At 56.7% G+C, this 12705-nt stretch carries 13 protein-coding genes; 3 read left to right on the forward strand and 10 right to left on the reverse strand.

Annotated features, from left to right (window positions below; genetic code table 11):
- Nucleotides 1–43: 43 nt before the first annotated feature.
- Together D5270_RS04325 and D5270_RS04330 are read right to left on the reverse strand one after the other, a co-directional pair.
- On the reverse strand, nucleotides 44–2080 hold the full coding sequence (locus tag D5270_RS04325) for a beta-galactosidase (protein WP_166542930.1): 2037 nt from the start codon (nucleotides 2078–2080) through the stop codon (nucleotides 44–46).
- Between the two features lie 33 nt (nucleotides 2081–2113).
- The gene (locus D5270_RS04330) at nucleotides 2114–2896 is read right to left on the reverse strand and encodes a flavodoxin family protein (protein WP_166543323.1); all 783 of its coding nucleotides are present in this window, start codon (nucleotides 2894–2896) and stop codon (nucleotides 2114–2116) included.
- 217 nt (nucleotides 2897–3113) lie between these two features.
- Between D5270_RS04330 and D5270_RS04335 the strand changes: the two genes are divergently transcribed.
- Nucleotides 3114–4016: a transglutaminase domain-containing protein gene (locus tag D5270_RS04335; RefSeq protein ID WP_166542931.1), complete on the forward strand. Its 903-nt coding sequence runs from the start codon at nucleotides 3114–3116 to the stop codon at nucleotides 4014–4016.
- A 126-nt stretch (nucleotides 4017–4142) separates the two neighbouring features.
- Entirely contained in the window at nucleotides 4143–5639 is a 1497-nt protein-coding gene (locus D5270_RS04340; protein WP_166542932.1) for a S1C family serine protease, read from the forward strand.
- Between the two features lie 112 nt (nucleotides 5640–5751).
- Here the strand turns inward: D5270_RS04340 and D5270_RS04345 are convergent, their stop codons facing one another.
- From D5270_RS04345 to D5270_RS04355, 3 genes are read right to left on the reverse strand one after another with little or no spacing between them, the layout of a single operon-like run.
- The gene (locus tag D5270_RS04345) at nucleotides 5752–6915 is read right to left on the reverse strand and encodes an MFS transporter (RefSeq protein ID WP_166542933.1); all 1164 of its coding nucleotides are present in this window, start codon (nucleotides 6913–6915) and stop codon (nucleotides 5752–5754) included.
- Nucleotides 6916–6931: 16 nt separating this feature from the next.
- On the reverse strand, nucleotides 6932–7306 hold the full coding sequence (locus D5270_RS04350; protein ID WP_166542934.1) for a hypothetical protein: 375 nt from the start codon (nucleotides 7304–7306) through the stop codon (nucleotides 6932–6934).
- Nucleotides 7306–9744 carry a cation-translocating P-type ATPase gene (locus tag D5270_RS04355; RefSeq protein ID WP_166542935.1) on the reverse strand — a complete coding sequence of 813 codons (2439 nt, stop codon included), beginning with the start codon at nucleotides 9742–9744 and terminating at the stop codon, nucleotides 7306–7308. Before D5270_RS04355 ends, D5270_RS04350 begins: the two co-directional genes overlap by 1 nt.
- A gap of 258 nt (nucleotides 9745–10002) precedes the next feature.
- Between D5270_RS04355 and D5270_RS04360 the strand changes: the two genes are divergently transcribed.
- A complete protein-coding gene (locus D5270_RS04360) occupies nucleotides 10003–10635 on the forward strand; it encodes an RICIN domain-containing protein (RefSeq protein WP_166542936.1) in 633 nt (210 codons plus the stop codon).
- A gap of 57 nt (nucleotides 10636–10692) precedes the next feature.
- Here D5270_RS04360 and D5270_RS04365 read toward each other — a convergent pair whose 3' ends face one another.
- The 5 genes from D5270_RS04365 to D5270_RS04385 all read right to left on the reverse strand — a co-directional run bounded on the left by D5270_RS04365 (nucleotide 10693) and on the right by D5270_RS04385 (nucleotide 12598).
- Nucleotides 10693–10848, reverse strand: coding sequence for a rubredoxin (locus D5270_RS04365; protein ID WP_161472153.1), 156 nt, complete (start codon nucleotides 10846–10848; stop codon nucleotides 10693–10695).
- Between the two features lie 27 nt (nucleotides 10849–10875).
- Nucleotides 10876–11094, reverse strand: coding sequence for a hypothetical protein (locus D5270_RS04370; RefSeq protein WP_166542937.1), 219 nt, complete (start codon nucleotides 11092–11094; stop codon nucleotides 10876–10878).
- On the reverse strand, nucleotides 11094–11633 hold the full coding sequence (locus tag D5270_RS04375; RefSeq protein WP_166542938.1) for an NADH peroxidase: 540 nt from the start codon (nucleotides 11631–11633) through the stop codon (nucleotides 11094–11096). Before D5270_RS04375 ends, D5270_RS04370 begins: the two co-directional genes overlap by 1 nt.
- A 76-nt stretch (nucleotides 11634–11709) precedes the next feature.
- On the reverse strand, nucleotides 11710–12186 hold the full coding sequence (locus tag D5270_RS04380) for a GNAT family N-acetyltransferase (protein WP_166542939.1): 477 nt from the start codon (nucleotides 12184–12186) through the stop codon (nucleotides 11710–11712).
- Entirely contained in the window at nucleotides 12176–12598 is a 423-nt protein-coding gene (locus D5270_RS04385) for a Fur family transcriptional regulator (RefSeq protein WP_166542940.1), read from the reverse strand. Before D5270_RS04385 ends, D5270_RS04380 begins: the two co-directional genes overlap by 11 nt.
- Nucleotides 12599–12705 lie beyond the last annotated feature (107 nt).

A 12705-nucleotide genomic window follows, 5' to 3' on the forward strand; every position in this document is an offset into this window, starting at 1 on the left:
CGCTGCAAAAATGTTAAAACTTTTGCAGCGGTCTCCATATGGTTTATTCTATTGCCTTGGCTATTGTCACAGAATCATACCCGCGAAGCTCCAATTTTCCCGCAGCCTCACCGGTGCGCAGGTCTATATAACCCTCGGGGAGGGCTACTGTCTTGGGCTCGCCTGTGAAGTTTTGCAGGAATACAAAGCGCTCCGTATCCGTCTCCCGCAGGCAGGCCTCAACGCCGAAGGGCACTTCCCCGGGCAGGGCACGCTTGCAGTCCAGGCCGGGTATGAGGGTGCCGAGGAAGTCGGAGTAGAAGTCCACACCGGCCCTTGCCGCCACATAGTAGGCCTTGCCCTTACCGTACTCCGCCACTGTCCAGGCGGGCTGTCCCTTATAGAAATCGCTGCCATAGGTGCCGATAACCTCAGCCTCCTCTGCATGTATCAGCTCACAGAGCTCTGTGACCCTGTAGCTCCTGCCGTCCTTAGTAATAATGGAGTTCTCCTCACCGTCCCAGAGGCCGTCTATCTCCTCGTTCCATATGCCGTAGAGCTCACGGAGCCCGCCGGCGGGCCAGCCCCCCAGATAGCAAAGGTCGTTCTCGTTTACAAGGCCGGTATGGTATGTGCCCACCAGGGTGCCGCCGTCCTTTACAAAGGCCTTCAGCTTCTCCTCAAAGCCTGCCCTGAGCATATAGAGCATGGGGGCCAGCACCAGCTTATACTTTGAGATATCGCACTCCTCGTCGACTATGTCCACGGGCACGCCCATCTGCCAGAGGGCCCTGTACTGGTCCCTGACGGCCTCGGCGTAGTGTATGCCGCAGTTGCGAGGGCCCTGGGCGTGTTCCATTGCCCAGCGGTTTTCCGTGTCGAAGACTATTGCCACGTCGGGCTTCACCTCGCTGTTATAGAGGGCCCTGTCAAGAAGCTCCAGGCGCTCGCCCACCTGGGCAACGTCCTTAAATGCCCGGGTCTCCCCATGGCCCACATGGTCCACCACGGCCCCGTGGAACTTCTCGCTGGAGCCCCGGCTCTTCCTGAACTGGAAATACTGCACGGAGTTTGAGCCGTGGCCCACAGCGGACATGCTTGCCGCCAGCTGCATCCCCGGCCGCTTGAGCCTGGAGACCGGCTGCCAGTTGGTGGCGCTGGGGCAGGACTCCATCAGCAAGAAGGGCTTCTGCTTTAAGGAGCGCATTACATCGTGCCAGAGGGCGTGGTTCTGGGCCTCCTCAACGTCTGCCGCTGCGCTGCCCCTCCAGACAGGGTAGGAGTCCCAGGAGACAACATCCAGGATGTCCTTCCACTTAAAGTAGTTATAGCAGATAAAGTCATACATAAGGTTAGCCGTAACAGGCACAGAGGGGTCCACAGCCTTTACTGCGTCCCGCTCCATTTTGATAAAGTCCCCGACCTGGTCGGTGGTAAAGCGCATCCAGTCAAGGAACAGACCGTGCACGCTGCGGGAGCCGTTGGGGGCCGGAGCCTGGACTTCCTCAAAGGAGTTATATGTCTGGGCCCAGAAGTCGGTCCAATACTGCCGGTTCAGCGCGTCTATAGTGCCGTACTTCTTTTTCAGCCATTCCCTGAAGGCCTCCTGGCATTTATCGCAGTAGCAGATACCGCCGTACTCATTGGAGAGGTGCCAGAGTATGACTCCGGGATGCTTTGCGAAGCGCTCTGCAAGAGACGTGTCCATTGCCTTCACCTTCTCCCTGTATACAGGAGAGGTATAGCAGTGGTTATGCCTCTCGCCGGAGAGGTCCCTTACCCCCTCTTTCGAGACCCGGCGTATCTCCGGGTACTTCTCGCTCATCCACCGGGGCTTTGCCCCCGAGGGCGTGGCAAGGACAGTATAGATACCGTTTTCATAGAGGTTGTTTATGACATCCTCCAGCCAGCCGAACTCATACCGGCCCTCCTCAGGCTCCAGCTTGGCCCAGGCAAAGATAGCCACGGACACACAGTTGATATGCGCGGCCTTCATCAGCTCGATATCCTTTTTGAGGATATCGGGGCTATTAAGCCACTGGTCCGGGTTATAGTCGCCGCCGTGGAGCATATGGGGGAACTTGGGTGTGACAGAAGACATGATATTGCCCCTTTCAGATTATAAATTACAGGTTTATTTCCTGTATGTGACTGTAGTTGATTTCAAGAGCCTGCGTCCGGCCTGGTATATCAGCCAGCCCAGAAGCTTCTTCCCGGGTGTAAGCGGTATCCCCGGCGCGTATCTCATGCCCGCATATTTGGGCCAGAAGCTGTTGTCCTCGGTGGGGTAGTCCGTTTCGGCGGCTGTCATGGCCTGGAACAAATTAAAGGGTATGAGCACCCCCGCGCCCGGGACGTGCAGCTTCCCGGAGCTTATGTCCGCATAGAACTTTCCTGCTATATCATGGGTCCTTTTTAAATCCTTTGCCGACGGCCTGTAGTCGTTCCAGCTCAGGGCCATTATCGGAAGCTGATAGCACTTATTGAAACCCCAGCCAGAGAGGACTGCCGCCATAGCTTTTGTTGTGCTCCGGGCCGATACTCCCCCGGTGGTGGTGATAACAAGGGCTTTCTTTGTGAAATACCTGGGGCGGTGCAGCATGAACGCCATATGGTCGGTAAAGTTCTTCAGTATACCCGGCAGGTGCCCCTGAAAGCACGGCACGGAGAAAATAACGCCGTCGCTGTCCTCAATCATATCCATGACCGGCTGAACTTTTTCGCTGTGGGGGCAAGTCCAATGCCCTCTGCGAAAGCAGCTGCTACAGCCTGTGCAGAAGGGCAGGCCTATATCTGACAGGTGTACTTCCGAAAATATAATATCCCCGTCTATGTCCGTCAAAAACCTTTTGGCTTCCTCTGTCAAGAGCCATGTATTGCCTTTATGGGGCCCGCCGTTTACAATAAGTATTTTTATTGCTCCACACCCCTATCTTATTTTTTATTTCATTATACCCCTTTTACTCCGGAAGGTCAATAAGCCCCGCGGACAAAAGAGAACTTTATTTGACAGTCTCGGGCTATTGACAGATTTTTTTATATTTAGTATGATGGACTTGCCAAGCTTGGACCAGGCCCTGCAATTCAAAAGAATATTTTCCCATTGACAGAACCCATAGAAATGAGGTATCATAATGACAGAAGCAATGCACAAGCACTACCTTGAGTACGGTCCCTTCACCTATCCCGGGCTTTACGCAGACTATTTCCGTTCGCTCCCGGAGGACCCCAGCGAGCTGGGGCACCTGATATCCCACCAGATAATCCACCGGGTCACCCTGAGAGAGGGCAATAAAAACGCCAACTTCGACCTGCGCTATGGCGACATGACCCGCTGGCCATGGTACCGTTCTCAGTGCCAGGATGATATCTACCTGACCGCCCCGGCTATAGCCGCCGGGCTCTTCCGCTTGGACGAGCGGGGCTTCGTGCCCGACAGGGCGGTGGAGCACAAGCTGGTGCTCACCTGTCGGTTTGTGTCGGTGCTGGTATCGTCTATATACAAGTCCAAGGGCATACCATGCCGCAGCAGGGCGGGCTTCGCGCCATACCTTAACCCGGACGCCAGCATGGACCACTGGATAAACGAAATTTGGCTTGATAGAGAGGGCCGCTGGCTCACCTTCGACGCCGACGGCTTCTACGAGGGCTTGCCGGTGCCTGTGGCCCAGTACGACATAAAGCCCGGGGAGTTCGACTGGCCTGCGGACGCGTGGCTCTCTATACGCCGGGGCGAAACCGACGGCTCCCGCTTCCTCTATGCCGACGGCCTTGGGACCAACGGCCTGCGTTCTGTGGGCAGATACCTTGTGTATGACTTCCATGCCCTGATGAACCATGAGATATCCTATGTCTTCCAGCCCAGGTTTATGGAGCCGCTGCTCTTTAGGGGCGAGGCACTGTCCCAGGAGGACATGGCCCTTCTGGACCGCCTGGCGGAGCTTCTTTTAGAGCCCGACCTGAACTTCCCTAAGCTTCTCAATATGTGGAACAGCGAGAGAAAGCTGAGGGACCTTTCAAGCCCCTTGGTGGGCTAAAAATTTCGCAACAATTTTTTCAGCTCATTCTCCCCCAGACTTCACACAGATTTCACAATCGTAGGGCATAATATAGCCACAGTAAGCAAACAACCTATAGCGAAACGCGAAAGGAGCGGCTATTTTATGAACACCTATGATAACGACAATAAAAACACCAACGAAGGCGGGAACACCCCCGAGCAGAAGCCCGCGGCTCCCCAGTACGGCACAGGCTCCGGCAGCACCGGCTCCTACCCTTACACCACTCAGACCGCAGGCCCCGGCTATACCGGCAGCCAGTACCCACAGTACCAGGCCCCGCCCTCCTACCAGACGCCGGCCCAGCCCCAACAGCAGCAGAACAGCTATAGCTGGGGCCCGGGCGCCCCTCAGGGCTACTACCAGCAGCCCAAGCCCGCTTCCCCTCAGAAGAAGCGCCGGGGCGGGAGGTTCTTTATAAAAACCCTGGCGGCGGTGCTGGCCTGCGCTGTAGTTTCACTGGGCTCTGTTGGAGTCTTCGCGGCCATGATACAAAACGGGGTCGTAAATATTGAGAGCCCCGATGACGCCACAGAGACCGCCGCCTTCACTCTCTATAAGAGGGCGGATACCGGCGACTCCGGCACCACGCCCACCTCCACAAAGGGCGGCATGACTACCCAGCAGGTGGCCCAGAAGGTGATACCCTCCGTGGTCTGCGTGCAGAACTACCAGATAGTCCAGCAGCAGAACAGCTTCTTCGGCAACTTCTTCATGGGCGGCGGGTCAGAGGAAAACTCCGGTGAGCTTACCCCTGCTGGAGAGGGTTCGGGCATTATCATTTCTGAAGACGGCTATATCGTCACAAACCAGCATGTTATTGCCGGGGCGGACCATATCTCTGTAGTCACCTCCGACGGCACCAGCTACGACGCCCAGCTCGTCGGCGAGGACTCCCAGACGGATTTGGCTGTCATTAAGGTGGACACCGAGGATAAGCTTACCCCCGCCGAGTTCGGCAGCTCAGACGACCTCCAGGTCACCGACCAGGTGCTGGCGGTGGGAAACCCCGGGGGCCTGCAGTTCAACTCCAGCGTCACCATCGGCTATATCTCGGCCCTTAACAGGCCTGTGACCAACAGCGAGACCGGCTTTGTTGTAAACTGCATCCAGACCGACGCGGCTATAAACCCCGGCAACTCCGGCGGCGCGCTGGTAAACTCCGACGGCCTGGTGGTCGGCATCAACTCCTCGAAGATTGCCGCAACCGATTACGAGGGCATGGGCTTTGCGATACCTTCAACGGTGGTCCAGCCTATAGTCAGCGATTTGATAGAGTACGGCTATGTTCAGGACAGGGCCATGCTGGGCATTACCGGGGCCTTTGTGAACAGGGCTATGTCAAACTTCTACGGCCTGCCCCAGGGGTACTGCGTGGGAGAGACCGTCACCGAGAATGCCAGGTCCTCAGGGCTTAAAACCAATGATATCATAACCGCTATCGACGATACGCAAATCGTCGCGGAGAATACAGTTTCCTCCTATCTCGCCACCAAGAAGCCCGGCGACAAGGTGACCCTCACCATCGACCGGCCCCTTACAGGCGAAAGCGGTATTAAAATAGAGCTGATTCTCTCAGCAAATACAGGCTCTTCCAACTAATTTCGAGTACAAGTTTTCTTTTTCATAATCTCCTTTTTCAAGCGGAAAGCCCGGGGCATTTGCCCTGGGCTTTCTGCCTTTCATTGGGATTATTTGTCAGCGTCCTGCGGGTTTAACTAAATACCGTTTCTGTATTGCGCACCCGCAGAAACATTGTGAGCAAAAGCCCTGCCCCGCAGCACCCCGCAAGGAAAAGGTACATCGTGCCAATGCCCCATCCCCCTGCAAGCCAGCCGCAGATATTCTGCATTACGATTCCGGCCAGGCTGTTCACCGCCCCTACTACCGCAAGCCCAGTGGTAGTCAGCCCCGCGGGCACCAGGCACCTCACCATCTTTAGGGTTAGCATCATATAAAGGGTGGAGGTAACCGCCTTGAGCAGCACTATAACCGCCATCACGACCCCCGGCGACTTCGCTGTGCCATACACCAGGAACTGCCCGATGGCCAGCACAAAGCAGGTCGCTGTCAGCACCTTCCCCGAGAGCCTGTCCATGAATTTATGGGAGAACAAAAACAGGGGTATCTCCACCACCGTGCTGACGGAGAGCACTGTCCCCACTATCCCGGTGGATACGCCCATGCCAGTTAAAAGCACCGGCGAATAATTCATGTTCACCCCGGAGCACCCAGAGAATATGAAGGCCGCCATAAGGAACAGAAAGAACTGCGGACTCTCAAGCAGCGCTCTGAGCCTTGGCTTCTCCTCACGACCTTCAGCGCCCCTTACCGCATGGGGCTGAAGCTCCACTCCCAGCAGCCCCAGAAGGCTTAGCCCGCAGGCGGCTGCCGTCAGCAGGAACATGGCATAGCCCGGCAGCAGTTCCATTGCCAGGCCCGCCCCCTGGACCCCTGTGGCGTACCCGATGGTGCCCCAGACCCGCAGGGTGCCGTACCTGAACCGGCTCTCCCCCGCCAGCCGCTCGCAGATAGAGGAAAGGCCGTTGAGGGCGGACATTATTAGTCCGTTCAGCACAAATAAAATGCCAAGCCCGTTCATCCCGGCAAAGACCATCCCCAGCAGCCCTATTGCAGCCAGCAGAGCTGCCGCCACAAGCTTCTGGTTTCTGGCCCTGTCTGTTATGTAGCCCAGCACCGGACCTATGGCAAGGGAGAAAAGCCCCGCCGCAGAGAGTATCAGAGACATCTCCCGGTCGTCCTTGCCAATGCCTGTGAGGTATACCGCCAGCACCGCGCTATAGGCCGCGAAAGCCAGGTAAAACCCCACATACATCAGCACAAAGCTGAAATAACTGTTTTTATATTTTCTCAGCATATCCCCATACCTATATCTATACCCGGATAAAATTCATCACCAAAACCAGCACAAACGCCAGTCTCGAAATATGGTGCGACAGGTGGAAGAGCCTCTTATCCCCGGCCTCCTTCATTGCCCGGCGGCCGTTATAAAAGGCCGCGCCACAGACTGTTCCACCGCCAGCCGCCATCAATATGGCGTCCAGATTCCCCGGCCATCCAAGGATACAGGCCGGTACTGCCGCCAACGTGATAAGGCAACCTATGAGCATTACTGTCTGCCAGGGCCTGTATCCCTTGACCATGGCGCTTATACAGGCGATAAGGTGCAAAAGGCCAAACACCAGCGCTAAAGCGCATACCGTTAAGGTCCAGACTACCAAAAATAACAAATCATTTTCAGGCAGCATTATCTCTTCCTCCTTCTCATCCTTGCCCTGACCCTATACGGGTACACCGGGCTCTGGGAGTTTGCTATCACATGGTCCACAAGGTGGAGCATTGCCAGCATAAACACTATGGCAAATATAAGCAGCGGCATAAGGGCGATAAGCATGGGCAGAGTCAGCTCAGCCAGCTGGAAGAGGCTCCCAAGAAAGCTGTATGCCAGTATGAACGCCGTCAGCAGCCCGAAGAATAGCGTGCCTCTAAGTGCATTAAATGGGGCGCTCACTTTAAAGAGCATGATAAAGCCGGTCATGGCGGTCATTATCACCGCCATTGTGGAGGTCTCCTCAGGGGTCAGTCCAAGAGGCGCTGCCAGGGCACAGAGGGCCACTATGTTGGCGGTCATTGTCAGCGCCGCGGGAATGCACATGCGTATCACGTTGTTTATAAACTTGCCCCGAAGCCTGTCGTTATTGGGCTCCAGCGCCAGTATGAACGAGGGCACGCCTATTGTCAGCGAGCTTATCAGGGTCTGCTGTATGGGCTGGAAGGGATAGGAGTAGTTTATAAAGATGAACAGCACGCCTATAAGGGCCGAGAAAATAGTCTTTACCAGGAACAGGGAACTGGAGCGCTGCAGGTTGTTGATAGACCTGCGCCCCTCCTGCACCACCACCGGCATGGACGCAAAGTTCGAGTCCAGCAGCACCAGGTTAGATACGGTCCTTGCCGCGTCGCTGCCCGAGGCCATGGCTATGGAACAGTCAGCCTCCTTTAGCGCCAGCACGTCGTTTACGCCGTCGCCGGTCATGGCGACAGTGTGCCCGTCCTCCTTCAGCGCCTTTACAAATGCCAGCTTCTGCTGGGGCGTCACCCGCCCGAACACCGCGTACTCCTTCACCGCCCGCTTTATGTCCTCCTCACTGTGGAGGGTGGTGGCGTCCACATATTTGCCGGCGTTGTCAAGGCCCGCCTTTCTGGCGATGTTCGCCACGGTCACGGCGTTGTCGCCGGATATCACCTTCAGGTCAACCCCCTGGTCCGCGAAGAAGCGCAGAGTTCGGGGGGCTTCCTTCCTTATCTTGTCGCTTATGAGCACCAGGCCCATGGCCTTCAGCCCCTCGGGCAGGGCCTTATCGTCAAAGCTCAGGTCCGCCCTTGCAATCAGCAGCACCCTCTGTCCGTTCTTTGAGTAGCCCTCGGCCCTCCTCTTATACGGCCCGAAGCCATCGCCCAGGATAAACTCACCCGCACCCATCACATAGCAGCCCCGCCCGGAGAAATACACGCCGCTCCACTTGCGCGCAGAGGAGAAGGGCACGGCCTCCGCCGCTCTCCAGGCCGTGCTATTAGGGAGCCAGTCTTTCAGGGCCATAAATGTCGGGTTGCTGTCTGTAAGGGTGTTCACAAGGGCCGTGAGCGCCTCTTTCATCTGCTCCTCTGTGAAGCCCTCAAAGGGCACGATTTCGTCCACCTGCATGGAGCCCTCGGTTATAGTCCCGGTCTTGTCAAGGCAGAGGGTGTCCACCCTCGCCAGGGTCTCAACACAGTACATGTCCTGCACCAGCGTCTTTCTTGCCGAGAGCTTTATAACGCTCACCGCAAAGGCCAGGCTTATCAGCAGCACCAGCCCCTCGGGTATCATGCCCACCATGGCGGCAACGGTGCTCACCACGGAGTTTTTCAGGGTGTCTCCCAGCACAAAGAACTGCTTCCAGAACAGCACCCCGCCTACAGGAAGTATTGCAAAGCCGATTATCTTAACAATTAAATCTATGGAGTCCATAATCTCGGAGCTGCGCTTTTTCATATAGCTGGCGTCTCCGGCTATCTTATTGGCGTAGCTCTCCGCACCCACATGCTCCACCTGGGCCGAGCATGTGCCGCTCACCACAAAGCTCCCCGAGAGCAGCGGGTCCCCCGGCTGCTTCACCACCGGGTCCGACTCGCCGGTAAGCAGGGACTCGTTCACCTCGCACTCCCCGCCCACCACTACGGCATCCGCACAAATCTGGTTGCCCGCTCCGAAAATCAGCACGTCGTCCAGCACCACGTCCTCCACCCGGACATTATACCTCTGCCCTCCCCTTAAAGCCACGGCTTTCGGGGCGGATATCAGGGAAAGCTTGTCTATGGTGCGCTTGGCCTTTATCCCCTGGAATGAGCCTATCACTATGTTTGAGAGTATTACACCCATAAAAAGCGCGTTCTGTGGGGAGCCCACCAGCAAAACCGCCAGGGCCAGGGCAAAGTTCAACAGGTTGAAAAATGTAAATACGTTCTCTCTTATTATCTGCCCCTCGCTTTTTGAGCGCACCCCCGAGTCGCCGTTGTGCAGGCCCTCGCGCATCCGCTGCTCCACCTGCTGTGGCGAGAGCCCCTCGCCGGGGTCGGGGTAGAATCTTTTTACGCCCCGGGTGCTCTGCTCCCCCGGGGGTGGGGGAGTTTTTGAGTGCTTCATATCCATTGTACCTCGCAGTTATTTGTTGGTAGAGCCTTGCTCTGCTATTAAGTATACACCTAATAGCCGCTGTTTCCAAGTAAAATCAGTTGATAAAGTCCAAAAATTTTTCTTACGGATATCTTAATTCATAATTTTGTAAGGAAATGATTGACATAAGGGGGCTGAGCCGCTATAATATATTGTATAAAAGCTTATCAGGCAAATAATTGAACCGCATATATTGTGTGAAAATGCGGAGGAAAGGAAGAATTTTGTATGGCTGCTAGGGAGAAACGCGAGGAAATTATGATAGTCAACCGCAGGACGGGTAAGGCTCTGCAGAGCACCGGTCCCGACAACGGCCAAATAGTGGAGCAGGCCACACCCAACGGCAGCGACGCCCAGCTTTGGACTCCTGTAAAGGCGCCGGGGCGCGCCTTCAAGCTCGTAAACAAACAGAACGGAAAGGTGCTGGACGTTACCCACGGCAGCACGGAAGCCGGCACCTGGGCCCAGACCTGGGAGGACGTGGCTGACGGCGAGAGCCAGGTCTGGAAGTGGGAGAAGGTCACCTCCACCTACAAGAAATTGATGAACGTCCAGTCCGGTAAAGTTCTGGACATTGTGGAAATGCGCGAGGACGACGGCGCTCCCGCCCAGATATGGGACGACGTGGAGGGCATAGGCCAGCAGTGGAAGCTGGTCTCCGCCGAAACCGATAGCGCCCCTGCCGCTGAGCAGGCTCCCACTGAGAAGGAGCCCGCTCCCAAGAAGGCTGCCGCCCGCAAGCCCCGGGCTGCAAGGGCCGCCGTTAAGGAGGAGGCCCCTAAAGCTGAGGCCGCTGAAGTAAAGCCCGCACCCAAGGCTCCCGCAAAGCGCGGGCGTAAGAGCACCAAGACCGAGAAATAAATTAAAATGATATAAAAACAGCCCACGCTTTTGCGTGGGCTGTTTTTATATCATTTCTTATTCCTTCTCAAAGGCGTCCTTGCCCAGCCCGCAGGTAGGGCAGGTCCAGTCCTCGGGCACCTGCTCCCAGGGAGTGCCGGGGGCTACGCCGTTGTCGGGGTCGCCAACCTCGGGGTCATATACATAGCCGCAGGGGCATACATACTTGTCCATAGTTTTACCTCCTGTATGATTATAGGCTTACTTCTTTCCCAGCAGCCCGCCGATGAAATCGCCGGCCTTGTCCAGGTTTATCTTGGCCTTCAGGCCCTCGGCAAGCTGCTTTAGCTGCTCCTCAGGCAAATCTACGCCGAGAAGCTTCTCTAGGGTCGGGATGGGCTCCTTTAAGAAGCCCTCCCTAAGGTCGCTGTCGTTTTTGATTTTTTCCGCCAGCTCCTCTATCTTCTTTTTGATGTCCATTACTTAAAGTACCTCTCCAGGAGCCCCTTGAAGGCCTTGCCGTGGCGGGCCTCGTCCCGGGCCATCTCGTGGACGGTGTCGTGGATAGCGTCAAGGCCCTGCTCCTTGGCGAGCTTAGCCAGCTGGGTCTTGCCGTCGGTAGCGCCGTTCTCGGCCTCTACGCGCATTTCAAGGTTCTTCTTGGTGCTGTCGGTGACGACCTCGCCCAGCAGCTCGGCAAACTTGGCGGCGTGCTCGGCCTCCTCATAGGCTGCCTTTTCCCAGTACATGCCTATCTCAGGATAGCCCTCGCGGTAGGCGACCCTGGCCATAGCCAGATACATGCCAACCTCTGTGCACTCGCCCTGGAAGTTGGCGTGCAGGCCGTCCAGAATCTCCTGGCTCACGCCCTTGGCAACGCCTACCACATGCTCGGCGGCCCAGGCCATATCACCGGACTGAGCGTTGAACTTGCTGGCGGGGGCGCCGCAGACAGGGCACTTCTCGGGGGCGCTGTCGCCCTCATGGACATAACCGCATACACTGCAAACATACTTCATAGTAAAATTCCTCCTGGTTTTGAATATATTATGTGATATTTAAAAGCGCCTATGCGTTTCGCATCCCGCGCTTTTTTTACAGATCAAGGACGGCCACTGTCTCGTCGCCGCACATCTCCCCGTTCTCCACAAAGCCAAACCTGTGGTAAAGCTCCCTGGCGGCGGTGTTCTCCGGCTCATAGCTCAGCCACACTCTGTCTCCCGGGCCCAGCGGCCTTGTGCGAAGGTACTCAAGGCAGAGCTCCATGGCCCTTTTCCCAAGCCCCCTGCCCTGGTGCTCCTTATCTATCATGAACCGCCACAGGCAGTAGTTCCCCGCGGCTACAGGCGGGTCGTCGGTATCGCCCAGGCTGTCATGGCCGAACATCACGAAGCCCACCGGCTCGTCCTCCTCGTACAGCCCAAAGGGCTGGGCCGCAAAGCCGTTGCTGACCGCCACGAACGCCGCCGCCAAGCTCCCCATATTGGAGGCCACAAATCCCCGCTGGGACTCCCGCACGGAAAGCCCCGTGATCTGCCCCATGTTCCCGAAGTCGATCCTTCTAAGCTCCATCCCCATCCTCCTTTGCGCACTTTCCGCAGATACCCCGAAAGGTCACGCTGGCCGACTGGACTATGCAGCCGCTGAGTCTGGATATCCGCTCAAGCTCCCCGGGCTCCGGCAGCCCTCCGTACACGTCCACCACCGCGCCGCAGCGCTCGCAGACCAGATGGGCGTGGCGCGAGGTGTCCCCGTCAAACCGCTCATGTCCGCCGATGACCCCCAGGCTCACGGCCTGCCCCGCCTCCTGGAACCTGCCCAGGTTGCGGTACACCGTGCCAAGGCTCAGGTCCGGGTACTCCGGCTTCAGCCGCCGGTAGACCCACTCGGCAGTGGGGTGCGCGTCCGTATTTCGCAGGGCGTTCAGGATTGCCTCCCGCTTCCTGCTGAAATTTTCCCGACCCTTGGGCGACCGCTCCGGCACTGGTATCACTCTCCTTCCCCGGTGGATATAATCTTACCACAGTTTCCAGGATTTGTAAAGTAGTAATCGTTATTATTTTTGATTTTATTTTAAAATCTTCAAAGAGG

It is taken from the genome of Acutalibacter sp. 1XD8-36 (assembly GCF_009917525.1).
GTDB lineage: Bacteria > Bacillota > Clostridia > Oscillospirales > Acutalibacteraceae > Acutalibacter.